This is a genomic window from Devosia sp. 919 (assembly GCF_013185965.1).
GTDB lineage: Bacteria > Pseudomonadota > Alphaproteobacteria > Rhizobiales > Devosiaceae > Devosia.
In genome coordinates this window covers 1,425,355-1,448,891 of sequence record NZ_JABAOL010000001.1, presented here as the reverse complement: position 1 = coordinate 1,448,891, position 23,537 = coordinate 1,425,355, and the positions used below count along the sequence as shown (strand labels likewise).

At 63.9% G+C, this 23,537-nt stretch carries 26 protein-coding genes; 9 read left to right on the top strand and 17 right to left on the bottom strand.

Annotated features, from left to right (window positions below; genetic code table 11):
- Positions 1-38: 38 nt before the first annotated feature.
- The 3 genes from HRQ64_RS06990 (at position 39) to HRQ64_RS06980 (ending at position 3,470) form a co-directional block, all read left to right on the top strand.
- A complete protein-coding gene (locus tag HRQ64_RS06990) occupies positions 39-2,198 on the top strand; it encodes a PBP1A family penicillin-binding protein (protein ID WP_172122746.1) in 2,160 nt (719 codons plus the stop codon).
- Between the two features lie 145 nt (positions 2,199-2,343).
- Positions 2,344-2,919: a DUF1214 domain-containing protein gene (locus HRQ64_RS06985; RefSeq protein WP_172122745.1), complete on the top strand. Its 576-nt coding sequence runs from the start codon at positions 2,344-2,346 to the stop codon at positions 2,917-2,919.
- Positions 2,916-3,470 (top strand): hypothetical protein, encoded by a 555-nt coding sequence (locus HRQ64_RS06980; protein ID WP_172122744.1) that lies wholly within the window; start codon positions 2,916-2,918, stop codon positions 3,468-3,470. The genes HRQ64_RS06985 and HRQ64_RS06980 overlap by 4 nt, the downstream gene beginning before the upstream one ends.
- Before the next feature lie 6 nt (positions 3,471-3,476).
- On the opposite strand, the gene HRQ64_RS06975 is transcribed toward HRQ64_RS06980, so the two are convergent.
- Positions 3,477-4,301 carry a hypothetical protein gene (locus HRQ64_RS06975; RefSeq protein WP_172122743.1) on the bottom strand — a complete coding sequence of 275 codons (825 nt, stop codon included), beginning with the start codon at positions 4,299-4,301 and terminating at the stop codon, positions 3,477-3,479.
- Positions 4,294-4,464: a hypothetical protein gene (locus HRQ64_RS06970; protein WP_172122742.1), complete on the bottom strand. Its 171-nt coding sequence runs from the start codon at positions 4,462-4,464 to the stop codon at positions 4,294-4,296. Before HRQ64_RS06970 ends, HRQ64_RS06975 begins: the two co-directional genes overlap by 8 nt.
- Positions 4,465-4,656: 192 nt before the next feature.
- Between HRQ64_RS06970 and HRQ64_RS06965 the strand changes: the two genes are divergently transcribed.
- Complete coding sequence (locus tag HRQ64_RS06965) at positions 4,657-5,787, top strand: DUF2336 domain-containing protein (protein ID WP_172122741.1); 1,131 nt, start codon at positions 4,657-4,659, stop codon at positions 5,785-5,787.
- Here the strand turns inward: HRQ64_RS06965 and HRQ64_RS06960 are convergent.
- The 3 genes from HRQ64_RS06960 to HRQ64_RS06950 are packed head-to-tail and all read right to left on the bottom strand — an operon-like array spanning position 5,784 to position 9,055.
- Positions 5,784-6,119 carry a DUF1491 family protein gene (locus tag HRQ64_RS06960; RefSeq protein ID WP_127752363.1) on the bottom strand — a complete coding sequence of 112 codons (336 nt, stop codon included), beginning with the start codon at positions 6,117-6,119 and terminating at the stop codon, positions 5,784-5,786. The genes HRQ64_RS06965 and HRQ64_RS06960 overlap by 4 nt on opposite strands.
- Positions 6,120-7,283: a peptidoglycan-binding domain-containing protein gene (locus HRQ64_RS06955; protein ID WP_172122740.1), complete on the bottom strand. Its 1,164-nt coding sequence runs from the start codon at positions 7,281-7,283 to the stop codon at positions 6,120-6,122.
- The gene (locus tag HRQ64_RS06950) at positions 7,280-9,055 is read right to left on the bottom strand and encodes a PAS domain-containing sensor histidine kinase (protein WP_172122739.1); all 1,776 of its coding nucleotides are present in this window, start codon (positions 9,053-9,055) and stop codon (positions 7,280-7,282) included. Before HRQ64_RS06950 ends, HRQ64_RS06955 begins: the two co-directional genes overlap by 4 nt.
- A 331-nt stretch (positions 9,056-9,386) precedes the next feature.
- On the opposite strand from HRQ64_RS06950, the gene HRQ64_RS06945 reads away from it, so the two are divergent.
- A complete protein-coding gene (locus tag HRQ64_RS06945; RefSeq protein WP_172122738.1) occupies positions 9,387-9,686 on the top strand; it encodes a hypothetical protein in 300 nt (99 codons plus the stop codon).
- 46 nt (positions 9,687-9,732) lie between these two features.
- Entirely contained in the window at positions 9,733-10,164 is a 432-nt protein-coding gene (locus HRQ64_RS06940; protein WP_172122737.1) for a SufE family protein, read from the top strand.
- Here HRQ64_RS06940 and HRQ64_RS06935 read toward each other — a convergent pair.
- The 10 genes from HRQ64_RS06935 to mbhE all read right to left on the bottom strand — a co-directional run bounded on the left by HRQ64_RS06935 (position 10,161) and on the right by mbhE (position 17,628).
- A complete protein-coding gene (locus HRQ64_RS06935) occupies positions 10,161-10,691 on the bottom strand; it encodes a DUF6456 domain-containing protein (protein ID WP_172122736.1) in 531 nt (176 codons plus the stop codon). The genes HRQ64_RS06940 and HRQ64_RS06935 overlap by 4 nt on opposite strands.
- Entirely contained in the window at positions 10,681-11,034 is a 354-nt protein-coding gene (locus HRQ64_RS06930) for a helix-turn-helix domain-containing protein (protein WP_172122735.1), read from the bottom strand. Before HRQ64_RS06930 ends, HRQ64_RS06935 begins: the two co-directional genes overlap by 11 nt.
- 199 nt (positions 11,035-11,233) lie before the next feature.
- Positions 11,234-11,659: a MucR family transcriptional regulator gene (locus tag HRQ64_RS06925; RefSeq protein ID WP_127752356.1), complete on the bottom strand. Its 426-nt coding sequence runs from the start codon at positions 11,657-11,659 to the stop codon at positions 11,234-11,236.
- Between the two features lie 153 nt (positions 11,660-11,812).
- Entirely contained in the window at positions 11,813-12,136 is a 324-nt protein-coding gene (gene mnhG / locus HRQ64_RS06920) for a monovalent cation/H(+) antiporter subunit G (protein ID WP_127752355.1), read from the bottom strand.
- Positions 12,133-12,447, bottom strand: coding sequence for a cation:proton antiporter (locus tag HRQ64_RS06915; RefSeq protein ID WP_172122734.1), 315 nt, complete (start codon positions 12,445-12,447; stop codon positions 12,133-12,135). The genes mnhG and HRQ64_RS06915 overlap by 4 nt, the downstream gene beginning before the upstream one ends.
- Positions 12,444-12,923 carry a Na+/H+ antiporter subunit E gene (locus HRQ64_RS06910; RefSeq protein ID WP_172122733.1) on the bottom strand — a complete coding sequence of 160 codons (480 nt, stop codon included), beginning with the start codon at positions 12,921-12,923 and terminating at the stop codon, positions 12,444-12,446. Before HRQ64_RS06910 ends, HRQ64_RS06915 begins: the two co-directional genes overlap by 4 nt.
- Complete coding sequence (locus HRQ64_RS06905; protein ID WP_172122732.1) at positions 12,920-14,506, bottom strand: proton-conducting transporter membrane subunit; 1,587 nt, start codon at positions 14,504-14,506, stop codon at positions 12,920-12,922. The genes HRQ64_RS06910 and HRQ64_RS06905 overlap by 4 nt, the downstream gene beginning before the upstream one ends.
- Before the next feature lies 1 nt (position 14,507).
- Positions 14,508-14,885, bottom strand: a complete 378-nt coding sequence (locus tag HRQ64_RS06900; RefSeq protein WP_172122731.1) for a Na+/H+ antiporter subunit C — start codon at positions 14,883-14,885, stop codon at positions 14,508-14,510.
- Positions 14,885-15,310, bottom strand: coding sequence for a Na+/H+ antiporter subunit B (locus HRQ64_RS06895; protein WP_127752350.1), 426 nt, complete (start codon positions 15,308-15,310; stop codon positions 14,885-14,887). Before HRQ64_RS06895 ends, HRQ64_RS06900 begins: the two co-directional genes overlap by 1 nt.
- Positions 15,307-17,628, bottom strand: a complete 2,322-nt coding sequence (gene mbhE, locus HRQ64_RS06890) for a hydrogen gas-evolving membrane-bound hydrogenase subunit E (protein WP_172124881.1) — start codon at positions 17,626-17,628, stop codon at positions 15,307-15,309. Before mbhE ends, HRQ64_RS06895 begins: the two co-directional genes overlap by 4 nt.
- A 320-nt stretch (positions 17,629-17,948) precedes the next feature.
- Here mbhE and HRQ64_RS06885 point away from each other — a divergent pair, with 320 nt between their 5' ends.
- The 3 genes from HRQ64_RS06885 (at position 17,949) to HRQ64_RS06875 (ending at position 21,464) form a co-directional block, all read left to right on the top strand.
- Entirely contained in the window at positions 17,949-20,051 is a 2,103-nt protein-coding gene (locus tag HRQ64_RS06885) for a S9 family peptidase (RefSeq protein WP_172122730.1), read from the top strand.
- 72 nt (positions 20,052-20,123) lie between these two features.
- Entirely contained in the window at positions 20,124-20,726 is a 603-nt protein-coding gene (locus HRQ64_RS06880) for a superoxide dismutase (protein ID WP_172122729.1), read from the top strand.
- Positions 20,727-20,909: 183 nt separating this feature from the next.
- Entirely contained in the window at positions 20,910-21,464 is a 555-nt protein-coding gene (locus HRQ64_RS06875) for a response regulator (RefSeq protein WP_172122728.1), read from the top strand.
- On the opposite strand, the gene HRQ64_RS06870 is transcribed toward HRQ64_RS06875, so the two are convergent.
- Entirely contained in the window at positions 21,461-22,024 is a 564-nt protein-coding gene (locus HRQ64_RS06870; RefSeq protein WP_172122727.1) for a hypothetical protein, read from the bottom strand. The genes HRQ64_RS06875 and HRQ64_RS06870 overlap by 4 nt on opposite strands.
- Positions 22,024-23,484 carry a helicase HerA-like domain-containing protein gene (locus HRQ64_RS06865; RefSeq protein ID WP_172122726.1) on the bottom strand — a complete coding sequence of 487 codons (1,461 nt, stop codon included), beginning with the start codon at positions 23,482-23,484 and terminating at the stop codon, positions 22,024-22,026. Before HRQ64_RS06865 ends, HRQ64_RS06870 begins: the two co-directional genes overlap by 1 nt.
- Positions 23,485-23,537: the final 53 nt, after the last annotated feature.

The following is a 23,537-nucleotide window of genomic DNA, read 5'->3' as shown; positions in this document are numbered from 1 at the left end:
AGGCGGACAACACTGCGTGAGCCAGTTGGGGTTGCCTCTTGTCCGATCCATTCTACACCAAGCAGAAGCGTCGCACCAAGGGTGGCATGCTCGCCGCCGATGCTTGGCTGGATTCCTCGCTTTATGAATTCTGGCATTGGCTGGGGCGCGGCTATACGCGCTTTCAGGACTTCATGTCCATTTTCCATGTCGCGGGCATCAAGCGCTTCTTTGTCGAGATCCTTTCGGACGCCTTCAGCTTCGGGGCCATCGGCGCCGTCCTGATGACGGCCCTAGCGCTGCCGGCCTTCAATGCCACCGCTTCGGGCGAATACAACAAGGCCGAGGACTACTCGGTGATCTTCCAGGACCGTTTCGGCAACGAAATCGGTCGCCGCGGCATCCGCTCGGACGATTCCGTGGCTCTCGCTGATATGCCGGACTATTTGATCAAGGCGACCCTTGCGACCGAGGACCGGCGCTTCTACGAGCATTTCGGCATCGATATCGTGGGCACGCTGCGCGCCCTGGTCAGCAATGCCGCGGGCGAAAACTCCACCCAGGGCGGCTCGTCCATCACCCAGCAGCTCGCCAAGAACCTGTTCCTGTCCTCCGAGCGCACCCTCGAGCGCAAGATCATCGAGGCCTATCTCGCGCTGTGGCTAGAGTGGCACTACAGCAAGGACGAGATCCTCAAGCTTTATTTCGACCGCGCCTATATGGGCGGCGGCAATTTCGGCGTCACCGCTGCCTCCGAATATTATTTCGGCAAGCGGGTGCAGGATATCACCCTCGCCGAAGCCGCAATGCTTTCGGGCATGTTCAAGGCCCCTACCCGCTATGCCCCGCATGTGGATTTGGCCGCCGCACGCGGTCGCGCCAATCTGGTGCTGACCAATCTCGTGGCCTCCAGCTTCCTGACCGAAGGCCAGGTCACCGCGGCCCGCCGCCATCCGGCTGCGCCGATCGATCGCAGCGAGGACATCAACTCGCCCAATTACTTCCTCGATTGGGCCTTCGAAGAAGCCAAGCGCCTGATCGAAGCGTCCAACCACACCTCCAACAATTTCATCGTCCGCACCACGATCGACACCACCTTGCAGAAATACGCCGAAGAAGCGGTGACCTCGGTGGTGCGCGAAAATGGCGAGCAATATGACGTTGATCAGGCCGCCATGGTCGTTACCGACACCAATGGCGCCATTCGCGCCATGGTGGGCGGCACCGATTACGGCAAGTCACAGTTCAACCGCGCCATTGTCTCCACCCGCCAGCCCGGCTCGGCCTACAAGATCTTTGTTTATGCCGAAGCCTTCGAGCAGTTGGGCCTGACGCCCAAGGACACCATCACCGACCGCCCCGTCTGCATCGGCGACTGGTGCCCGCAAAACTATGGCCGCAACTACAAGGGCAATGTGTCCCTGGAATCGGCCTTTGCCCAGTCGCTCAACACGGTGCCGGTGACGCTTTCGATCAAAACCGGGCGCGAGCCTATTGCCGACCTGTCCCACCGGATGGGCCTGCGTGCCGATTACCCCGTGACCCGTTCGCTGGCCCTGGGCGTGGCCTCGGTTTCCGTGCTCGACATGACCTCCTCTTATGCGGTGCTGGCCAGCGGCGGGCTCAAGACGCCCGCTTATGGCATCACCCGCATGTCGACCCTGACCGGCGAGGTCGTGTTCGAGGCCGATCCCGAAGCGCCGCGCGAACGCATCTTGAGCGAAACCACGGCGGCCAACATGAACCACATGATGCGCACCGTGGTCACTGGCGGCACGGGCCGTCGCGCCGATGTGCCCGGCGTTCCCGCCGTCGGCAAGTCGGGCACTACATCCTCCTATCGCGATGCCTGGTTCTGCGGCTTTACCGGCAATTTCGTTGCCGCTGTCTGGTTCGGCAATGACGACTACCGGCCCACCAATGACCTCACCGGCGGCACGCTGCCCGCCATGGCCTGGCAGAAATTCATGGCCTATGCCCACACCAATATCGAGGTGCTGCCGGTATTTGGCGTCGATTTCACGCCCGAAAACGTGGTGATCGCGGATGCCGACGCCGCGCTCGAAGAGCCGCCCGAGCAGCGCCCCCCAAGCCTCACGCCCGAAGCTGCGCGCAAGCTGATCGACATGGCCGACCGGCTGGGCTCGACCCTGCGGGCCAACCAGCCCGTAACGGACCAGGCAGCCGCGCCAGCGACTGTTCCCACCCAGGCGCTGTAGCGGGCGGATGCCGGCAATCAAATGCCGGGAACGCGACACTATGCGCTTTCGCCGCCCCGGCCTCATTGCTATAGCCATGCAGGTCCTTCGACCCGCACAGGTTCAGCCGTCCATGCCGTCACGTCCCGTTCCGAGCCGCTGACCCGTGCGCTTTGTGTTTCGCTTGCTGCTGTTGTGCGTCATCGCCCTGGGGGTTGGCTTCGGGCTGAGCTATTACGCCTTGACCGATGGACGCATGTTCACCGTCAGCCAGCTCGGTCCCTGGACGGCCTGGCCCGATGTGGGCTCGCCCAACCCCAATCCCTATACCAGAGCCCATTTGACCCGCGAAGCGGCCCTGCAGCTTGGCCAGGCCGAAGGCCTCCACTTCGTCGCCACTGTCGACAGCGCCGGCGAGCCCTTGTGGCGCAACTGCAGCTATCTCATTGAAGGGCGCACGCCGCAGGCGACGTTCTGGACCCTCGTGGCGACCGACCCCGCCGGCATCAATGTTGCCGTGCCCGATGGCCCGCTGGCGCTACGCTCCACCGGTATCGTGCGCGAAAATCATGGCTCGTTCCGCATCCATGTCGGCACCTCCCTGGCGCCTGGCAATTGGCTCGAACTTGCCGGCGAGGGGCCGTTCACCCTGGGGCTGACGCTCTACGACACTGCCGTGTTCACCGGCTTTGGCGCCACCGGCGATACCATGCCCGCGATCCAGCGGGGGGCATGCACATGATCCGCACCCTGATCTGGGCCATTGCCGGCGTGCTACTGGGGGGCATCATCCATATCGTGGTGATCCTGTCGCTGCCACTTGTCGCCGAGGAAACCTTGTGGACGCGGCTCCAGGCGCTGGGCGCCGAAAACCGCATCGTCATCCTGCCCCCGGTCGTTGCCGGCCAGCCCAATCCGCTCGAACTCGATCCCGAGCTGGTTTACGGCATCTGCCGCATCGATCTGGCTGACGGCCCCGCCTATATGAGCGGCCTGCTGCCCGACGCCTTCTGGTCGCTGGCCATTTTCAATTCCGCTGGTGTCGTGACCTATGCCACCACCAATCGCGATGGCATCGGGCAAACGCTCGAATTGGGCGTCTTCAATGCCGCCCAAACACGCCTCCTTGCCCAGCAGCAGCTCGATATCGCCGAAGGGCTGCTGGTGGTGGAAGCCACCTCCGACCAGCTCTTCGTCGTTATTCGCCTCGCCCCACCCCATGGCGTGATGCGGCCGCGCTTTGAAGCCGAGCTCGCCAAGGTGCAGTGCGGCAATCGCGGCACGCCGTCCTAGGCTGGCCTATTTGGGCAGCACCACTTCCCGGTCGATGTGCTGGGTCTGGTAGCGCGAGGGGATCGTGCCTTGGCTGCGACCGACAATCAGCGCTCCGGCGCCCCCGCAGAGATCCCAGCGTTTGGCCCGGCTGACAAAGTCCGCCATCCGGCGCAGCACCGCATCCACTTCCACTGATTGCTCATGGGGTGTTTCCACCAAGAGCTGGTTGAGCGCGAAATTGTAGGATTGGAAGCGGTAATCGAGCGCGCGCACGAACCAGTTGATCCGCGCCGTGTTCTCGGCCTTGCGCGCCGCCACATCGGCCCGCTCCCCCGGTCCGACACTGCTCAAGCTCGCCGCAGCAATGGCGCGCTGGCGATCCACCTCGATCACCGCGCAGATCGCGAGGAATGTGCCGGGCACCGTATCCAGATCGGCCTCGATATGCCGGCCCACCGTGCTGTAACGCACGCGCGATGATTGGTACTCGGTCCGTCGCAGCCAATTGTAGTAGCGATCGATGTCGAACCGGGTATCGAGGTCCACCGCAATGCGCGTGCGCTGCAGCTCGGTGGCATAATCGAAAAACCAGTCCTTGGCGTGGGGCGCCACGAGGAACCGCCAGACGCGGTTATGCATCTCGGTTTCCTGGTCCGTAAGGTTGAAGCTGGAGACCGGCTCGTCGCGTGCATCGGCCAAAACCTTGCCCGCTTCGGGCAGCAGCACGTCATGGGTATAGCTCGGGCGCGCGCGACCGAAATCGCCCGTGGGCCGCGGCGCACAGCCACCCAGCAGCGCGGCAACCAACAGGCAGGACCAACCAAATTTGTCGATGGCGCTGCTAGCCACGACGGCGCTTGGGCCGGGACGGATCGCGCAGGTCCGCCGGCGGACAGGTGGTGCCGCGTTCATAGCGCACGCCGGTAAACAGCAAAATCTGGGCGTTGCCGCAGGGTTTGCCCACCGCCGCCGCTGGTCGTTCGCGCAGTTCGAATTTGACGAGCTTTCCCATGCTAGCCTCCAATGTGTTCGGCTCCCCCGTCCCTAGCGAGGGCAGCATGCACGGCTAAATCTGTGTCGGCGAAACGCCCCTCGCGCCTGGGCCCACTTAGCGAACATCATGGTTAATAGTCCGCTAACGAATTGGGGGCAAAAGTGGAAACACGCCCGATTTGTGCGCAGCAGCAGTTGACGGTCCGCGAACATGCTTGGCTTCCAGCCCTACGAAACCTTTCAGCTCTTGGTCGAAAACGGCGGCATCGAGCGCACCAACACGCTGCTGATTGCCGCCTGCGACGCTTATGCCCGCCGTGGCAAGCCCACCCCGGTGGAACTGGACCAGTTCGAGGCGCTGGCAAGCCGCCTTTTCCCCGCAGCCGGCCCCCAGGCGCGCGCCAAGGGCGCCGCCATCCTGGGCAAGGCCGATCTCCTGTCCCCTGCCCTTGAGCGGCTCGTGACGGCCCATATCGGGGACGACCTGGAGGCCTTTCTCGAAGCGGTGCCGGCGCTGTCCGAAGACACCATTCTCGAGATCATCGCGGACGGGGATGTCGGCGCCGCCGCCATCCTTGCGGGCCGGGACGATCTGTCCAATGCCGCGCTCGCCAAGCTTTTTGGCCTCAATTCGCGCAAGGTCTACCGCGCCCTCGCCGCTAACCCGGCCATCGTGCCGCGTGGCGCTTATCTCAGCGCCCTGGCCCGTTCGGCGCAAATGGACCATGTGGTCGCCCAAACCCTCGCCAAGCGCGAGGATTTCGATGCTGGCCTTTTGGCGCCGGCCTTCTTTGATCTGTCGGACGATGACCGCATCAAGGTCATCCAGTCCTTTGCCAACCGACCCACTCCGCTGGCGCCGATCAAGAAGACCATCGAGCAGATCTCGGTCGCCAACCAGGAACTGACCCGGGCGCTGATGAAGCTGTTTTCCGAAAACCGCCGCCCGGAAGTGACGCGCCTGCTCAGCCAGATCACCGGGCTCGATGAAGTGCGCTGCGGCCAGATTGCCCATGACGTCACGGGCGCCTCGCTGTTCGTGATCCTACGCGCCTTTGGCTGCTCGGCCTATGAGGGTCTCAAAGTGCTCATCCATGCCACCAGCCACGACAGCGATCGCTCGCGCGCCCTGGGTGATTTTGCCACCCTTTTCAGCACCGTGCCGGCCGACGCCATGGCTTATCTGATGAGTGCCTGGCGCGGTGAAGTGAACCTGCTCGAGCTCAACAAGCCACAATACCAGCCGCAATCGCAGCGCCGCTTGCTGTCGACCAGCCAATCGTCAGCAGTCAACGGCGCCGTCGAAAGCGCCGCGCGCCTCGGCATTAAGCGGGCAAGCTAGGGGACGATCTCGATCCCGGGATCATCGCCACGCAGATCAAGGCTCAACACCCACAGATCGGGATCGAACCGAGCTTCCTGGGCGATGCGCTCGCGGATCTTGGCGGGCTCCACGCGGCTGAAGCGGCGCTGAAACACCAGCCCGGCCTCGTCGCCTCTGCTGGCCATGGGCGCGGGGGTAAACAGCGAGCCGGTGCCATCGAGATGATCCACCTCGATGAACACCTGCCCGGCAATTGGGTCGCCCCTGCGCGACACTACGCAGATATGGCCCAGATCATTGTGCCGGCGCACAAAGGCTCCACACCATAGATCGCTGCGCAGCGGTCCCACTTAGATCGAAGCGCCCGCTTCTTGCAGCAGGCCGAGCAGGTCGGGATTGACCTGTCCGGTCACGCGGTAATTGTGGAAATTCTCGAATTCGCGGATGGCCTTGGCCGTTTCGGCGCCAGGGTGCCCGTCGATGGGGGCATGGAAAAACCCAAGGCTCGCGAGCCCGCGCTGGATCTGGCTCACCAGCTGCTTGTTGTTGGCTGGTGGCAGGCTCGTGGCCGCCATCACCTGGTCGGCCGGGTCGCTGCCCGCCAAAGCCGATTGCGCAGGCGGCGCGATCTCTTCGAGCGAAGCGACCTGGATCGGCTCGGGCATGGGCTGGGCGGGCGGGGCCTGCACGGGAGCGGCGGCCGCCACCTGTGCGGGTGCGGCAACAGCGGTGGGCGCAGGCTGGCTGCCGCCATCGGCGGCGGCAACGATGGAATCGATGCTTTGCGCGGCGGCGGTCACCACCGGATCGGCCTTCCGGGTCACCGGCGCAACAGGCGCCAGCGGCGGCAAGCCGGTTTGCGGCTGAGGCTGTGCCGCGGCAACCTGCACGGGGGCCACCGGCGATGGTGCCGGCGCGGGCTGCATCTGCGCCGCCGGCCGCACCTTGGGGGCCACGCCGTTGCTGTCGGATTGGAGAATGGCCTCGATCACCGCGCGGGTCATGGCACCGGTCGGCGTCATGCCGTTGCGTTCTTCAAAGGCGCGAATCGCACGCGCCGTGCGCGGGCCATAGTAGCCGTCGACCATCCCGTCAAAGAGCTTGAGTTCGACCAGCCGCTTTTGCAGCTCGAACACTTCGGCATTGCCCACCGGCTGGTCGGGCACTTGGGGTGCAGCCACCCGCTGGGACACGGTGCCCGTGGTTTGCGGCACCGATTCGGGTATCGCCTGCAGTTGCGGTTCGGGTCGTGCTGCGACTGGTACCGGCACGGGCACCGCCTCGGCCAGCTCGCCGCCCGCTTCGCCAAAGAACGGCGCGGGATGGTGCTTGGTCTGGAAGTAAAGCGCATTGCTGGCCGCCAGCGCCGTCAGGGTGACCAGCGCCAGCAGGCCTGTCGAGGCCAGCGGAGCGCGCATATAGCGAGAAAGTGTCCAGAGCCCCGCGCGACCCAAACTGGTCGCCACGGCGCTGCCCGCCAGGAGAGGCAGGCGCGAGATGGTCGTTGCCGTCATTGCGCTTTTCTTTTTTCGTCTTGCCATGAACTGATTGGGGAAGAGACCGGCTCACGATGGAGGGGCGTTACGGCGGCAGTGTCCTCTACCTTTATTGCCGGACCGTTTACCGGCAGCAAGACCGTAACGGTTGTCCCCGCTCCAATTTCGGAAAGTGCCCGCAGCGTGCCTTCATGCAATTCCACCAAACCCTTGACGATGGAGAGCCCCAGCCCCGTGCCCTCATAGCGTCGGGTCAGCCCTTCATGGGCCTGGAAGAAGGCTTCGCCCAGCCGGCTCAGGGCCTCGGGCGCCATGCCGACCCCGGTGTCGCTGACCGACAAATTGAGGCACTGGCCCTGGCGCTTGAGCGATACGGTAACGGTGCCCCCGTCATGGCTGAACTTGATGGCGTTCGACAGCAGGTTCAGCAGGATCTGCCGGCAGGCGCGCTCATCGCCAACCAGGGCCGGAAGCTTGGGTGCAATATCGGCGACGATCTTGATGCCCCGCTGGCGCGCCGATGCTTCCACCATTTGCATGCAGGGCTCGATGATATCGGCCGCCACGAAGGGCTCGGTCTGCAGCTCGAACTTGCCCGCCTCAAGCTTGCTCATGTCGAGCAGCATGCGCACCACTTCGAGCAGATGCCGCGCGCCCTGGTGGATCAGGCCGGCATATTCGCGATGTGTAGGCGACAATTCGCCGCCGATACCACTGGTCATCATTTCGGAAAAACCAACCACGGCATTGAGCGGCGTGCGCAGCTCATGGCCGATCGTGGCAAGGAAACGCGACTTGGCGGTGGAGGCTTCCTCGGCGATTCGCTGGGCTTCGCGCATGGCCACTTCATTGTCCTTGCGAGCCGTGATGTCGCGGAACAGCGCCACAACTTCATAGCCGCCTTCGCTAGGCAAATCCTCGCGCACCGGCGAAAAGCTGGCTTCCACCCAGATATAGCGGGGCAGCTTGGTGCCACCGACCGGATCGTCCTGGCGCATGCGCACTTCCACGACGCGCGACTTGCCGGCCTTGTTGGCGTCGGAAAATGCCGTGAGGTAGATCGGGCGGTCCAGCACATGAAGCCGTTCGCTCAGCGAAGCGCCGCTCAGTTCATAGCGCCGGCAACCAAACAGCGTTTCCGAGGAGCGCGAAGCGAGCAGCACGTCGCCCTCGCTTGAAAAGCGAATCACCGAATCACGCACATGCTCGATCAGGTGCCGGTAAGCAGTGACCTGGGCCTTGTCGTAAACCTCGAATGCCGCCCCGATGCCGTGGGCGGTATAGGCAACCATCCCGGCGCAAGTGATGAAGGCGAGGCCCGAAACGATCCCCAGCATGGTTTGAGGCACATCGGCGCCACCAAAGCCGGCCACTGAAGCCGCCATCCCGCAAGCCAGCACGCCGGCCAGCAACAGCCAGCTCAGCTTGCGCAGCGAAGTGCGCGCCAGCAGCGAAGCATGGACCGGGGCGATCAAGGCAATGGTGAGCCCCGTATCGACCAGCATCGGGTCGACCAGGGTCAGGATCAGACCAGCGCCCAGAATGCCGAATACCTGGCCGGCAGCGGCCTGCTCATATTGGCGGCTGGCATGGAAGGCCAAGGTTGCCATGCCAATGCCGAGGCCGATCGCGGCCACAACAAAGGGGAGCGCCTGCCCACCGACCAGCCAGAACACGGCGAAGGGCATGGCCAGCACCGAGGCCAGCAGCAGCAGCCGGGCATTGTCGCCAATGGTCTTGCGGCGCAGCATTTCCGGGCGGTGCCCGGATCCGGCAACGGCCAGGCTCATCTCTTTGCTTGCGCCGAAAGAGTAGAGGCTACGCATATACTTACACTCGCACTTAAGGTCCCGGGGAAGGGTACCGGGACACCGCGCCGGGGCAGTTCGCCACTGGCTTGGATACTGACTGCACCCTGCAACCCAAGAGCTAAGAGCGCCTTAAATGACCGGTGTGACGCGGAGCTTTGGCGCCGATCCGGGGCGGCTTTCTCCCGGTAGCGTAAACAAGGTGTGTGCATGGGAAATCTGTTAAGCAGCATTTGCATCAAAGCTTATCGATCACCCCGGCTGTGGTTTAATGACGCGCGGAGGCAGGCCCTTTCGGGCAACCGCGGAAAACATGATGTTCTTGCTGCGCTCAATGTTCTGGCTGTGTCTGGCCTATATGGTGATCAAGCCCGGTGCCGATCTCGCGCGCATGGGCTCGGACCTGTCAGCCACGGCTGTTGCGGCCGGTCGCCAGGCCGCCTCGCACGGCGTCGCACAAATCACCTGCACCAGCCTTGAATGCGCCGGCGGCAAGGCACTGCTGTCGGGAGCCCTCGCGGCTTCTGCACCAGCAACGCCACCCGCGCTGGCCCCTGCCCCGTCGATGGCCGACGCCGTGCCCCTGCCGCGGCCACGTCCGCGCCGCAGCTAGCGCATTGCATCTGGAAAAGGCGCTTGCGGTGCCCTAGTTAAAAGGAATGAGCGAGCCACAAGCCTTCCAGGACATTGCCGAAAACCTTTCCTTCCTTGACGACTGGGAGGATCGGCTGAATTACGTCATCGAGCTTGGCCAAGCCCTGCCCCCCATGCCGGACGCCGACAAGACCCCGGAAAACAAGGTCAAGGGTTGCGCGTCCAATGTGTGGCTGGTGTCGGAGGCCAATCGCGGGGGCGATTCTACCACCATGACCTTCAAGGGCCAGTCCGATGCCATCATCACCAAAGGCTTGGTGGCGATCCTGATCGCGCTTTATTCGGGCCGTCCGGCCGCCGAGGTCGCGCAAACCGATGCGGTCTCCTGGTTCGAAAAGATCGGGCTGAGCGAGCATCTGGGGATGCAGCGCTCCAATGGGCTCGTTGCCATGGTCAACCGCATCCGCTCCGAAGGGCGGGCGCTGAGCGCAAGCTAGCGCCCCGGCGTATCCTCCTCCTCCCCGATCAACGGCAACCTTTCCGCTAGCCATCCCCGCGCCCGACTTTGCTCCGGCCCGCTAGCACTGCCCGACAAGCCCCACAACCGCGCGAGCTGCTCCAGCCCAATCCGCAGCACCAGCTTGGCGCTGCGCCGCGGCCATTGCCGCTCGGTTTCCACCGCTTGCAGCCCCTTGCTGAAGCCGCACACATCGATCACCACGCCCCAGCAATCGCCCGGCATGGCCACGGCGATCTGCCCGAGGCGCTTGCGCGCGTCCGCGGCCGCATCGGACATCTCGAGCGCGGCGTTGCCCCCACCTCTGCCCCCACCCACTCGCGCCGGATCATAGGACATGGTCACGCGCGGGGTGAGCCGCGCCCGGTCCACCAGCCGCATCAGCCGCTCGGCGGCCAGCAGGTGATGAGCCTGGAGAAAGGCTTCGTCATCCTTACCCGCACCCAGCCGCTGCAGGGGATGGTCCGCCGATCGGGGTGCGCTGACCTCGCCTGGCTTAGTGCTCATGAGCGGACGCTCCCACCACCAGGCCGGCGATTCGCTGCTCGAGGTCGCAGACCTCGTCGTCGAAACGCGGATCATCGCGCAGATCTTCGATCAGCGCGCAAGCATACGAGACTGTTGTCCTATCGCGCCCGAACACCGCGCCCACTTGGGTCAAACTGCGCCCCAGGCTTACATGCGCCAGATACATGGCCAGTTGCCGGGCCCGCGACGCAGCGAACCGACAGCGCGAGCGGCTGGTAAGCAGTTCGTCTGGCACGTTTTTCCGCCGCGCCACCAAGGCAATCACCTGCTCGCACGCGGGGTCGGGCCGGCCTTGAGTTCGTTGTGCTGTTTGCCCTGACATCTTGCAACCTCCGCGCATCAAGGAATTTATTCCTAGATACTGCATCGGTAAAGCCCGGGCGGGGATAAGTTGGGGCGCACAAACCCCACAAAGTCAAACGGCCGCTCCAGGAGCGGCCGTTTGAGGGGCAGATCATAGCCGCCGTCCTGAATCGCTCGTGAGCGATGCGAACGCGACCAGTCGTAGCGGTTAGCTGGGCTTAGACAGCCTTGCGGCCGAGCCCGTTATCTTTGGCGAGCTTGGAGCGGGTCGCAGAATAGTTCGGCGCGACCATTGGGTAATCTGCAGGCAAACCCCACTTCTCGCGATATTCTTCGGGAGACATATTGTAGTGGGTACGCAGATGGCGCTTGAGCGACTTGAACTTCTTGCCGTCTTCAAGACAAATAATGTAGTCAGGCGCCACAGACTTGCGGACCGACACAGCAGGCTTAAGTTCTTCGGGCGGGGGCGCGGGTACTTCGTTGCTCTGCAACAAGCGCAGGGCACCATGAACTTCCGAGATCAATTTCGTCAGATCAGTAGGACTCACGGCATTATGACTGACGTAAGCCGATACGATATCTGAACTGAGTTCGATTAGATCCGTCTCGTAGCCGCTCGCCGCCTCAGCGGTATCGTTCATTTGTTAACCTTTCTGTTATTGTTTTTGGGTGAGCCTAACTCACCGCCGTGACTGTTTACTTATGCGTCTTTAGGCGCAGGCGCAATGATACCTACCGCCTAACTGTTGCGACAATTTGGGCGGTCTCAAGGCCTCGGAGCAATTACTACCATACTACTCCGGGGGAGGAGTGACCTGCTGCCCGCTTTCCTCGGCGGGCTGGTAGGTGACGCGCGCCAGCAAATGGGCCGCAACCGGGGTGGTCAGCAACAGGAACAGGATGCCCAGGATGGCCCGCAGCGCCACTGCCGCATCCTGGCTCACCAGCGCCACGGCCAGCAGCAGCAAGCCACCACCAACCGCCCCCGCCTTGGAGGCGGCATGCATGCGGGTCAGCAGATCGGGAAAGCGCAGCACGCCGATCGTGGCGAGGAGGCTGAACACCGCCCCCACCAGCATCAGCAACGCCGCAAGATAAAGCGCCAGCTCAACAATCATGGCTTGCTCTCCACCGCGGCGATGGTGCTGGCCTTGCGGCGGGCCAGCAGATAGCGCGCCAGGGCGATCGTTGCCAGAAAGCCTAGCAGCCCCAGAGCGATAGCGATATCGAGATACAGCATCAGCCCGGTGCGAATGGCGATGATGCTGACAAAGCCCAGCGCCACCACGGTCAAGAGATCAAGCGCCAGCACCCGATCGGCCAGGGTCGGTCCGATGATGATCCGCACCACCGACAACAACAAGGCGGCAGCCTGCAGCACCAGCGCCGCCGTCGTGGCATGGGCCAGGAACTCGGTTGCCGGCATCATTGGAACACCTTGCGGATGCGCGCTTCAAAGCCCGAAGCGATATCGTCGATCACTGCCTGCGGGTCGGATACCGACAGCGCATGCACATAGAGATGGCTGCGGTCGGGCGACAGATCGATGCTCAGCGTGCCCGGCGTCAGGGTGATGAGATTGGCCAGAAGGGTGATCTCGGCATCGCTTTTGACCTTGAGCGGCACCGCAACTACCGCCGGGCGGAGCGCCGACTTCAGGTCAGGCGTCAGCACCAGAATGGCCACGCGGATGGCGCTGAGATTGAGTTCATACACGAACAGGACCGCGAGCGAGACGATCCGCCGCAGGCGCTTGAGCGCGCGGGGCGGCGCCACCGAGTCGCGCAGCAGGAACATGGCGCCCACGGCAATCACGGCGCCAAACACCAGATTGGCGCCACTGAAATTGCCGGTTATGGCCAGCCAGAGCAGCGCCAGGACGATCACCAGCAGTGGCAGCTTCATGGTGCTTCTCCCGCGAGTTCCACCGCCGCGATATAGCGCTGCGGATCAATCATGTCGGCGACCCCGATCCGCGCCGCGTCGAGCAGCGGATTGGGCCAAAGCCCGGCCGCAACCACGAGCACCACCAGGGCGCCAGTGGCTCCAAAGGTCAGCAGGCTCGAGCGACGAGGCACTGTCACAAGCGGCGCATTCTGGTGCTCGGAACCCGCCCCTTCCCAGCCGCCGCGCCAGAACACATGCGCCCAGATCCGGGTGCCCGCAATAAGCGTCAGCACCGCATTGCCCAGCAGGGCAAGCATCAACAGCAGCCGCGCCGGATCAACTCCGCCCTCGAACCCGGCCGTTGCGGCTTGCAGCAGCAGCAATTTGGGCCAGAAACCCAGCAGCGGCGGCACGCCGGCAACCGCCAGCACCAGCAAGAAGAACAGGATCGACATGGGGGTCGAGGCTGCATAAAGCCCACCCATTTGGCGCGTATCGGTTTGCCCGGTACGGCGCTCGATCATGCCCGCCACGAGGTACAGTCCCGTGAGGGTGAAGATGGCGTGGAAGATATAAAGCCCGGCACCGGCAATGCCTTCGGGGGTTGGCATGGCGATGCCGGCCAGCACCGCGCCAATGCCACCAATCAGCATGAAGCCGATGGCGCGGCGCAGATTGGTTTCAGCAATGGCGCCAAGCGGCCCCAGCACCAGGCTCGCGATCGCCGCGGTGGCAAGCAAGGGCTGCAGCAAGCCATAGCTGCCGGGCAGCAGCACGATCATGGTGCGCAACAGGGCAAAAACGCCCACCTTGGTCAACAAGCCGCCCAGCAGCGCCGAAACGGTGGCGGATGGCGCATGATAGGACGCCGGCAGCCAGGCATTGACCGGAAAGGCCGCGCCCTTGATGGCGAAGGCCAGCATCAGCAAGGCCGCCACCGCCGTCATCGCCGCCGGGTTCGCCCCCGGGGCCGAGCCGATGATGTCGGCCATGTTGAGCGTGCCCAAGAGGCCATGCAGCAGGCCGAGCGCGAGCAGGAAAAAGCTCGCCGCCATGATGTTGAGAAAGCCGTATTTCACTGCGGCGTCGAGCTGCAGCGGCTTGCCGCCCAACACCAGCAGCCCGAAGGACGCGATCAGCATCACCTCGAACCACACATAAAGATTGAACAGGTCCCCGGTCAGGAACGAACCGGTCACCCCGCCCAGCAGCAGCAGCACCAGAGCGTGAAAGCCATCGCGAGCGCCTTCGCCGGGATCCCGCTCCGCTTCGGCATAAACCAGCACGATCAGGGCGACGATCGCGGCTGCAAGGGCAAAGCCGGCACCAAGCAGGTCGGCGGTGAAACTGATCCCAAATGGGGGCTGCCAGCCACCCATGGTCATGCTGACCGGCCCTTCGCGCAGGATGCGCGCGATCAAGGTGATCTCGCAAACGATGATGCCGATCACCACCAGCATGGCGGCAATCGCGGGTGCGCCGGGTGCCCGGCGCAGCACAAGCAGGAATGCCGAGCCCATCAGCGCCAGCACCAGGGGCAGCACCACCATCCATTCGCTGGCCGGCGTCATCCCGATCATCAGGGAAAAAGGCTCTGCCATCTCAATAACTCAGTGGCGGCTGGGGCGCCCCGGGCGGTTCGGCCCGGCGCATGGTGTTGGTGTTGTCCGCGTCCAGCGTCTGATAGGCGCGGAAGGCCAGCACGAGAAGAAAGCTGAACATGGCAAAGCTGATGACGATGGCGGTCAGGATCAGCGCCTGGGGCAGCGGATTGGCAATCGGCCCGACCGGCACATCAAGGCCGGGCGGCACGATGGGCGCCACTTCGCGGGTCAGCCGGCCGGCGGTGAAGATCAAGAGGTTAATGCCGTTCCCCAGCACGGTCAGGCCCAGCAGCATGCGGATCACCGATTGGGACAGCAGCAGATAAACGCCGCAACCGATGAAAACGCCAACAAGCACGGCAAGAAAGAAATTCATCAGAGGTCCTCCTCCCGACCGGCTTCCAGCGCCAGGGCGATGGCCGAAACACTGCCAAAAACCACCAGATACACGCCGATATCAAAGAACATCGGGGTGGAAAGAGCCACCGAGGATTCCCCCAGGTTGAGCTCGTACCAGATGCTGGTCATGAAGGGTGAACCGGTAAACAGCGACAGCACGCCCGTGCCCGCGGCAAGCAGAACGCCAGCGCCCGCCAGCGCCAGCGGATCGATCCGCATGGCGCGCCGCACCCGATCCACGCCCGCAGCCATGCCATAAATGGCGATGGCGGACGCCGCGATCAGCCCACCGATAAAGCCGCCACCCGGCTCGTTATGCCCGCGCAGGCAAATAAACACCGAAAACACCAGCATGACGGCAATCACCACCGGGGCGGTGGTGCGAAAGATAACGGTGTTCATGCCTCGCCCTCCAGGCCGTCTTCAACGGGTTTGGCGGCCCGGCGCTTGGCGCCGCTGCCGGCCTTGGCCGTGCCGCGGATCAGCGCCAGAATGGCAATGCCGGTCGCCATCAGCACCGAGATTTCGCCCAGCGTATCAAAGCCGCGATAATCGACCAGGATCACGTTGACGATGTTGTGCCCATGCGCGATCGGCACACTGGTGGCGGTGAAGAAATCGCTGAGCGTGGGGTCGAGCGTGCCGGTCAGCACCAACAGCAGCGTCAGGCTCACGCCAACAGCGCAGGCCAGCGCCACCGCGCCATCGCGCAGCGCCTCCCCGAGCGGGCGGTGATCGCGCTCATCGAGCCGCAGCCGCGTCATCACGAGGGTGAGGATCACGACCGAAAGCACTTCCACCATGAATTGGGTAAAGGCGAGGTCCGGCGCGCCGAACAGCAGATAAAGCAGCGCCACGGCCGTGCCCTGGATGCCCAGCGCCAGGATGGCGACCAGCCGACTGGGGGCGAGCAGCACCGCACCCAGCCCGGTCACCGCCAACGCCAGCACCACCCATTCATGCAGATAGGGCATGGTCGGCCGCAGATTGGCGGGCCAATTCCCCTGCGCCCATGAGCCCAGCACATCGAGCCCACCGAGACCGATCACCGGCACCAGCAATACGAGCGCCAGGGCGGCAAACACGACGAGCAGGTAAACCTCAAGCCGGCCGTGATGCAGGAAGCGGGTGACGTCGGCCGCGAAGCGGATCAGGCCAAACATGGCGTGTTCGAACACATGGTCGGCGGTCCAGCCCATCGCCCGCCCGCCGCGCCGCAGCACGGTGCGGATAGTGGCTGCCTGCCAATACACGGCGACGCCCAGTCCCCAGGTCAGGATGGACAACCACACGATGGGGCTGCGCAGATCGATGGCGAGCCCCAGATGGCTCAGTGCCGGTTCGCCCAGGATAGTGCTCGCCGCGGGTGCGACGATGTCATGGCCCAGCCATTCCACCGCTACTGCGCCCAAAATGGCCACCCCGCCCAGCAGAATGGGGCCAGCCAGCATGGCAATGGGTGCCTCATGGGGCGATTTGGGCGTGGGCAGCAGCGGCCCGAGAAACGGCTTGATCATCACCACCATGGCGACGCCAGCCAGCAGTGCATTGCCCAGGATCAGCACCACCAACACCAGCAGGGAGTCGAGCCGTGGGGCGAACAGGGCCAGATACATTTCTTCCTTGCCGAAAAAGCCCAGCGTCAGCGGCAGGCCGATCATGGAAAGCGCCCCCAGCGCCGCGCCGATAAAGCTCACCGGCATCTGATCGGCAAGGCCACCTAGCGCGGGCAGATTGCGGGTGCCCGTGCCATGGTCCACCGCGCCCGCCACCATGAAGAGGCCCGCCTTGTAGCAGGCATGGGCGAGGAAATAGATCACCATGGCCGAGATCGCCGCCTCGTTGCCGATGCCGATCAACAGCACCAGCAGCCCGAGCGACGCGATGGTGGACTGGGCCAGCATCTGCTTGAGATCGGTTTGCCGCAAGGCGCCAAAAGCGCCCCAAAGCAGGGTCAAGCCGCCAAAAACGATCAGCAGCAAGGTCCAGATCGGGGTGTCGCCCAAGGTCGGGGACAGGCGCGCCAGCAGATAAACGCCGGCCTGGACCATGGTTGCCGAATGCAAAAACGCCGAAACGGGCGTCGGCGCTTCCATGGCATTGGGGAGCCAGAAGTGGAACGGGAACTGCGCGGATTTGGTGAAGGCGGCCAGAAGGATACAGCCCAGGATCGCGCCATAAAGCCCATGCGCGCGAATGTCCGTTCCGGCCAGCGCGCTCAGCTCCCAGCTGCCCGTCGCCTGCCACAGCAGCAGCACGCCGATCAGCAGCGCCAGCCCGCCAATATTGGTGATCACCAGTGCCTGGATGGCCGCCCGCCGCGCCGCCTCGCGCCTATGATCGAACCCGATCAAAAGGAACGAGGTGACCGAGGTCAACTCCCAGAAGGCAAACAGCGCCAGCGTGGAATCCGCCAGCACCACGCCGAGCATCGCCGACATGAAAACAAGGATAAAGGCGAGAAAGCGCCCTTGATGGGGATGCCCGTTCAGATAAGCGCCGGAATACAGCACCACCAGCGTGCCCACCGCCGCAATGGTGAGGCTGAACAACAGGCTCAGCCCATCCAGCGCAAAGGACAGGCGCAGCCCCAGGGTCGGCACCCAGTCAAAGCCTTGGCGCAGTGGCAGACCGGCCGCCACGGCTTCGAGCCCGCCCAACAGCAGCACGAACACGCCGGCAGGCACCAGGGCCAGCAGCCAGCCGGCCGCTCCCCCCATCCAGCGCACGAGCAGCGGCGCCAGGAGTGCGGCCAGGGCGGGCGCCCCAACTGCCAGATACAAGCTTGCCGGTGTCCAGAACTCCAAGTGTCCGCCCCAGTTGAGTGCCGATTCCGGCGGTTTGTTTGGGCGGCGACCTTAGCGGATGGACTTGCTGGGACAAGTTAAAATCACGGGAGCGTGACAATTGGCCCTGCAGAGTTGCTGCAGCTTTGCCGCTGCGCTCTGGAAATCACCGGGCGGGAGCCCTACCTTGCCTTCATCTCCCTGCGAGGGCAGCCGGCACCTTGGCCGATGCTTTCGCCCCATCTGGAATTTTCATGCCCAAGCTTTCCCCACCTGTCGCCGCCCGCAAGCCCTACTTCACCACGCACCACAATGACCGGCGCGAGGACCCCTATCACTGGCTGCGCGCGCCCAATTGGCAGGAGGTGATGCAGCAGCCCGAAACGCTGGATGGGGAAATCCGCGATTATCTCGAAGCCGAAAACAGCTTTTTCGAGGCCGAGTTCGGCGCCCCGACCGCTGATCTGCAGGAAACGATCTATCGCGAGATCCGCGGCCGCATCAAGGAAGACGACAGCGGCATCCCCTCCCCCGATGGCCCCTTCGCCTATAATTCGCGCATGCTCGAGGGCAAGCAATATCCGCAGGTCGTGCGCACCCCGCGCGATGGCGGGCCCGAAACCGTGCTCCTCGACTGCAATATCGAGGCAGGCGACGGCTATTTTGGCTTTGCCGGGGCCGAGCACGACCCCTCCCACCGCTATCTCGCCTGGGCCGCCGACCGCGCCGGCTCGGAATATTACGACATCGTGGTGCGCGATCTCGACACGGGCACGGACAGCCCGGAAGTGATTGCCGAAACCGCGGGTTCCTATGTCTGGAACAACGACAGCACGGCCATCTTTTATACCGAATACGACGACAATCACCGCCCCTTCCGCGTGCGCGAACATCGCATCGGCACGCCCCAGGAGAGCGATCGCATTGTTTTCGAGGAAAGCGATCCCGGCTTTTTCGTCGGGGTCGGGCGCACCTTGTCCGGCAAGTTCATCGTCGTTGATGCCCATGACCACCAGACCTCTGAAGTCTGGCTGCTCGACGCGAACGGCACGGGCGAACTCCGCTGCGTTGCCCCACGCGTGACCGAGCGCGAATATGACGTCGATGAGCGCGAGGGCGTGCTTTACATCCGCACCAATGCCGATGGCGCGGAAGACTTCAAGATCGTCACCGCCCCCGCCGACAATCCGGGGCCGGAGAACTGGACCGATCTCGTGCCCCACCAGCAGGGCGTGCTGATCCTCGACACCACGGTGATCAAGAACCACCTGCTGCGGCTCGAGCGTTTCGAAGGCCTGCGCCGCATCATCGTGCGCGACCTGCGCACCTCCGCCGAGGACAGCGTCGGGTTCGACGAGGAAGCCTATTCGCTGGGCATGTCAGTGGGCTACGAGTTCGATACCTCGACCTTCCGCCTCACCTATTCCTCGCCCACGACCCCCTCGCGCACCTATGACCTCGATCTCGAGACCGGCGAGCGCACGCTGCTCAAGGAGCAGGAAGTGCCCTCCGGCCACAACCCCGCCGATTACGTGACGCGGCGCCTGTTTGCCACCGCCCCCGATGGCGAGCAGGTCCCGGTCACCGTGCTTTATCGCCAGGGCACCCCACTCGATGGCACAGCCCCTGCCCTGCTCTACGGCTATGGCGCCTATGGCATGTCGATGCCCGCGGCCTTCTCCGTATCCGCCCTCTCGCTCGTTGATCGCGGCTTCATCCATGCCACTGCCCATATCCGGGGCGGCATGGAAAAGGGCTATCGCTGGTATGCCCAGGGCCGGCGCGAGCACAAGACCAATACCTTCACCGATTTCATCGCCGCCGCCGAAATGCTGATCGCGCAAGGCTATACCGCCAAGGGCCGGATCGTCGCGCAAGGCGGCTCGGCCGGCGGCATGCTGATGGGTGCCGTCGCCAATATGCGGCCCGATCTGTGGGGCGGGATCCTCGCCCAGGTGCCGTTCGTGGATGTGCTCAACACCATGCTCGACGACACCCTCCCCCTCACCCCGCCCGAATGGCCCGAATGGGGCAATCCCCTCCTTTCGGCCGAGGATTATCGCCGCATCGCTAGCTACGCGCCCTATGAGCAGGTCGCAGCCCAGGATTATCCGCCGATCTTTGCGCTTGCGGGCCTCACCGATCCGCGCGTCACCTATTGGGAGCCCGCCAAATGGGTCGCCAAATTGCGTGCAACCAAAACCGGCGCAGCGCCGCTTTACCTCAAGACCAATATGGGCGCAGGGCATGGCGGCGCTTCGGGACGGTTCGACCGTATCAAGGAGACCGCCATGTGCTATGCCTTTGCGCTCGATTGCGTAGGGCTGGCGCAATCAACTCAATCAGCGCAGGGCTGATTGCAGCAATGCCGGCAAGCTCTTATAGGCTTGGACCCGGCCCGGACTTATCGATTCAACAGGAGGCTACTCATGGCTTTTGAACTGCCCGAACTGCCCTATTCCAAGGACGCGCTTGGCCCCTATATGTCGGCCGAAACGCTTGAGTTTCACCACGACAAGCACCACCAGGCTTATGTGACCAACGGCAACAAGCTGCTGGAAGGCTCGGGGCTGGAAGGCAAGAGCCTCGAAGAAATCGTGCAGGCGAGCTTTGGCACCAATCAGGGCCTCTTCAACAATGCCGGCCAGCACTATAACCACGTGCATTTCTGGCAGTGGATGAAGCCCAATGGCGGCGGCAACAAACTGCCCGGCGCGCTGCAGGCAGCCATCGACTCCGACCTTGGCGGTTTTGACAAGTTCCGTGCCGATTTCATCAATGCCGGCACCACCCAGTTCGGTTCGGGCTGGGCATGGCTGTCGGTCAAGAACGGCAAGCTCGAAGTCACCAAGACCGCCAATGGCGAGTCCCCGCTCGTGCATGGCGGCAAGCCGATCTTGGGCGTCGATGTGTGGGAGCACTCCTATTACATCGACTATCGCAATGCCCGCCCGAAATATCTCGAAGCCTGGTTCGATAACCTCGTGAACTGGGAACATGTCGAGCAGATGTTCACCGAAGCGCGCGGCTGATCGCTTCCGCTTCCAGCCAATGGGCCCGTCGCTTGATTGCGGCGGGCCTCTTGCTTTGGGCCTCGCCCCGCCCCCAAGCCTTCATCTGTGCTTTCCACAAGAAATGCTGTGGGCGCTGCGGCTTTGCTTCGCCCGACTCAATGTCACCTGCTAACCCTTTGTTTACCATTAGGGGTTGTGTGCGTGTCTTCATCAGGCAAACTTGTCGCTGTTTTTGCAGCCAATGACGCGCTGTCATCCCTGCTGGCGATGGTTCTGGCTGGTGACCTGCGGCTGCGCGTGCGCCAGTTCGATTGCGAAGCCGCGCTCTTTGCTTATATGCGCCTTGCCCCCATTGATGTCTTGATCGTCGATTTCGATCGGGAAGGCCGCCCCGCCTATGAAATGGTGGAAGCGATCCGGCTCGACCTCACCATTCTCTGCCGCGAGGTGCCGGTGATCGCGCTCACCCGTGCCATCACCCCGCCCATGCGCCATCAGGCCATCAGCGCCGGAATTGATGAAGTGGTGATCAAGCCAATGTCGCCCCGCCATCTGCTGCAGCGGGTGCAGGCCCGCCTGCGGGCCGCCGCCGGCACCGGTTATAGCCCCGTGCCTGTCTACCGCGGCCCGGAGCGCCGTAAAAACCTGCCCGGCATCTCGCCCCAGCCGCTTTTTAACCGGCGCGCTTCGGACAATGTGGTGCAGCTGTTTCCCAAGCGAGCGCAGCCCAGCGCGCCCCAGCTCTCGCCGAACTAGCGCTCGCCTACCAACCGGCTCGCCCGCGTCCAGACATCCTCGACCGAATCGGAAAACTGCAGCAGGCGATCATGGCCCTGCAGGCTGTGCGACAGCACATCGGCCGCATAACCGCGCACCACATCAAAGGCCTTGTGCCGGTTGAGCATGACCACGGGCCGCACCAGTCCCTTTTCCTTGGCGGCGGACCAGGTGGTGAAAAGGGCCGAAATCGAAGCCAGCGACCCCGGCAGCGCCACGAAGGCATCGGCAAGCGCCCCGACCCGGGCCGCCCGTTCGCTGCGATCGGCAATGATCTCAAGCGGCACGCCGTCAAGCGCTGGCGGCAGCACAATGGTGTCGTCCCCAATGATCTGCACCCGCCCGCCAGCAGCGCGCGCCGCGGTGATCAGCGGCACCGGCAGTACGCCTTGCTCGGCCAGGCACACGATCGCGGCGCCCCTGCGGGCAAACAGGCTTCCCGCCTGGCTCATGATGCTCGAGCGCTCGGGATCGCCCGGCCCCCGGTCAGACGCGAAAACCGCCAATGTCACTGTGGGGGAAACCGAATCCGCCATCATCACCATCCCCGCTTCAGGCTGCCAAGCACGCCGCGCACCAGCGCACTGCCCAGCCGGTTGGCCACGGTGCGGGCCAGTGAATTCATCGCCGCTTCCGCCGGAGTCTGGCGTGAGGAACGCCGGGGGGCCTGCGTCTCCTTGCGCTCTCGCTCGGCGCCCGCCTCATCTTGGCGGCGCTCGGCCTTGCGCGCCAAAACTTCAAACGCTGAATCCCGGTCGATCACCGCATCATAGAGCCCCCCGACTGGCGAATCGGCAATCACGGCCTGCCGCTCGGCCGGGGTCAGCGGACCGATGCGGCCGCTTGGCGGGCGGATCATGGTGCGCCCAACCATTGAAGGAACGCCCTTTTCGCCTAGCGTCGAGACCAGCGCTTCGCCGGTCCCCAGCTGGGTAATGGCTTCCTCGGTGGAAAAAGCCGGGTTGGCCCGGAAAGTTTCGGCTGCTACGCGCACCGCCTTTTGCTCGCGCGGCGTATAGGCGCGTAGCGCGTGCTGCACCCGGTTGCCCAGTTGCGCCAGCACCGCTTCGGGAATATCGGCAGGGTTCTGGGTCACGAAATACACGCCCACGCCCTTGGAGCGAATGAGCTTGACCACCTGCTCGACCTTGTCGATCAGCGCCTTGGGCGCATCGTCGAACAGCAGATGCGCTTCATCGAAAAAGAATACCAGCCGGGGTTTTTCCGGGTCGCCGACCTCGGGCAGTTCCTCGAACAGCTCCGACAACAGCCAGAGCAGGAAGGTTGAATACAGCCGGGGCGAGCGCATCAGCTCGTCGGCGGCCAGCACCGACACAAAACCGCGCCCGTCGCGGTCGGTGCGCATGAGATCGGCGATCTCGAGCGCCCGTTCGCCGAAAAAGCTTTCCGCCCCCTGCTGTTCCAGCACCAGCAGGTCGCGCTGGATCGCGCCAATGCTGGCCGAGCTCACATTGCCATAGCGCAGCGAGATCTCCTTGCTGCGCTGCCCGAGATCAGTCAGCAACGCCCGCAGATCCTTGAGGTCGAGCAGCAACAGGCCTTCATCATCGGCCACCTTGAAGGCAATGTTGAGCACGCCTTCCTGGGTGTCGTTGAGATCGAGCAAGCGGCTCAGCAGCAGCGGCCCGATCTCCGAAATCGTGGTCCGGACGGGATGGCCCTGCTTGCCGAACAGGTCCCAGAAAATCGTGGGCGAGCCCTCGAATGCCAGTCCCCCAGGCAGCCCGATCTTGTCGGCCCGCTCCATCAGCGCCGGCTTGGCCTCGCCCGCAACGGCGAGCCCCGATAGATCGCCCTTGATGTCGGCGCAGAACACCGGCACCCCGGCGCGCGAAAATCCTTCCGCCAGCACCTGCAGGGTCACCGTCTTGCCGGTGCCGGTCGCCCCGGTGATCAGCCCATGCCGATTGGCATAGCGCAGCGCCAGGGTTTCTGGCTGCGTGCTGGCCCCGAGAAAGATTTGATCACTGTCGCGCATCGGCCTCGCCCTGACTAAGGTGGGTCCTTATAGCGGTGTGCCGGCGGCAGGGA

Excerpts from the sequence above, each read along its gene's own strand:
- HRQ64_RS06980 (WP_172122744.1), top strand. The coding sequence starts at position 2,916 with ATGATCCGCACCCTGATCTGGGCCATTGCCGGCGTGCTACTGGGGGGC.
- HRQ64_RS06970 (WP_172122742.1), bottom strand. The coding sequence starts at position 4,464 with ATGGGAAAGCTCGTCAAATTCGAACTGCGCGAACGACCAGCGGCGGCG.
- HRQ64_RS06965 (WP_172122741.1), top strand. The coding sequence starts at position 4,657 with ATGCTTGGCTTCCAGCCCTACGAAACCTTTCAGCTCTTGGTCGAAAAC.
- HRQ64_RS06955 (WP_172122740.1), bottom strand. The coding sequence starts at position 7,283 with ATGACGGCAACGACCATCTCGCGCCTGCCTCTCCTGGCGGGCAGCGCC.
- HRQ64_RS06950 (WP_172122739.1), bottom strand. The coding sequence starts at position 9,055 with ATGAGCCTGGCCGTTGCCGGATCCGGGCACCGCCCGGAAATGCTGCGC.
- HRQ64_RS06945 (WP_172122738.1), top strand. The coding sequence starts at position 9,387 with ATGATGTTCTTGCTGCGCTCAATGTTCTGGCTGTGTCTGGCCTATATG.
- HRQ64_RS06940 (WP_172122737.1), top strand. The coding sequence starts at position 9,733 with ATGAGCGAGCCACAAGCCTTCCAGGACATTGCCGAAAACCTTTCCTTC.
- HRQ64_RS06935 (WP_172122736.1), bottom strand. The coding sequence starts at position 10,691 with ATGAGCACTAAGCCAGGCGAGGTCAGCGCACCCCGATCGGCGGACCAT.
- HRQ64_RS06930 (WP_172122735.1), bottom strand. The coding sequence starts at position 11,034 with ATGTCAGGGCAAACAGCACAACGAACTCAAGGCCGGCCCGACCCCGCG.
- HRQ64_RS06925 (WP_127752356.1), bottom strand. The coding sequence starts at position 11,659 with ATGAACGATACCGCTGAGGCGGCGAGCGGCTACGAGACGGATCTAATC.
- mnhG (WP_127752355.1), bottom strand. The coding sequence starts at position 12,136 with ATGATTGTTGAGCTGGCGCTTTATCTTGCGGCGTTGCTGATGCTGGTG.
- HRQ64_RS06915 (WP_172122734.1), bottom strand. The coding sequence starts at position 12,447 with ATGATGCCGGCAACCGAGTTCCTGGCCCATGCCACGACGGCGGCGCTG.
- HRQ64_RS06910 (WP_172122733.1), bottom strand. The coding sequence starts at position 12,923 with ATGAAGCTGCCACTGCTGGTGATCGTCCTGGCGCTGCTCTGGCTGGCC.
- HRQ64_RS06905 (WP_172122732.1), bottom strand. The coding sequence starts at position 14,506 with ATGGCAGAGCCTTTTTCCCTGATGATCGGGATGACGCCGGCCAGCGAA.
- HRQ64_RS06900 (WP_172122731.1), bottom strand. The coding sequence starts at position 14,885 with ATGAATTTCTTTCTTGCCGTGCTTGTTGGCGTTTTCATCGGTTGCGGC.
- HRQ64_RS06895 (WP_127752350.1), bottom strand. The coding sequence starts at position 15,310 with ATGAACACCGTTATCTTTCGCACCACCGCCCCGGTGGTGATTGCCGTC.
- mbhE (WP_172124881.1), bottom strand. The coding sequence starts at position 17,628 with ATGGGGGGAGCGGCCGGCTGGCTGCTGGCCCTGGTGCCTGCCGGCGTG.
- HRQ64_RS06885 (WP_172122730.1), top strand. The coding sequence starts at position 17,949 with ATGCCCAAGCTTTCCCCACCTGTCGCCGCCCGCAAGCCCTACTTCACC.
- HRQ64_RS06880 (WP_172122729.1), top strand. The coding sequence starts at position 20,124 with ATGGCTTTTGAACTGCCCGAACTGCCCTATTCCAAGGACGCGCTTGGC.
- HRQ64_RS06870 (WP_172122727.1), bottom strand. The coding sequence starts at position 22,024 with ATGATGGCGGATTCGGTTTCCCCCACAGTGACATTGGCGGTTTTCGCG.
- HRQ64_RS06865 (WP_172122726.1), bottom strand. The coding sequence starts at position 23,484 with ATGCGCGACAGTGATCAAATCTTTCTCGGGGCCAGCACGCAGCCAGAA.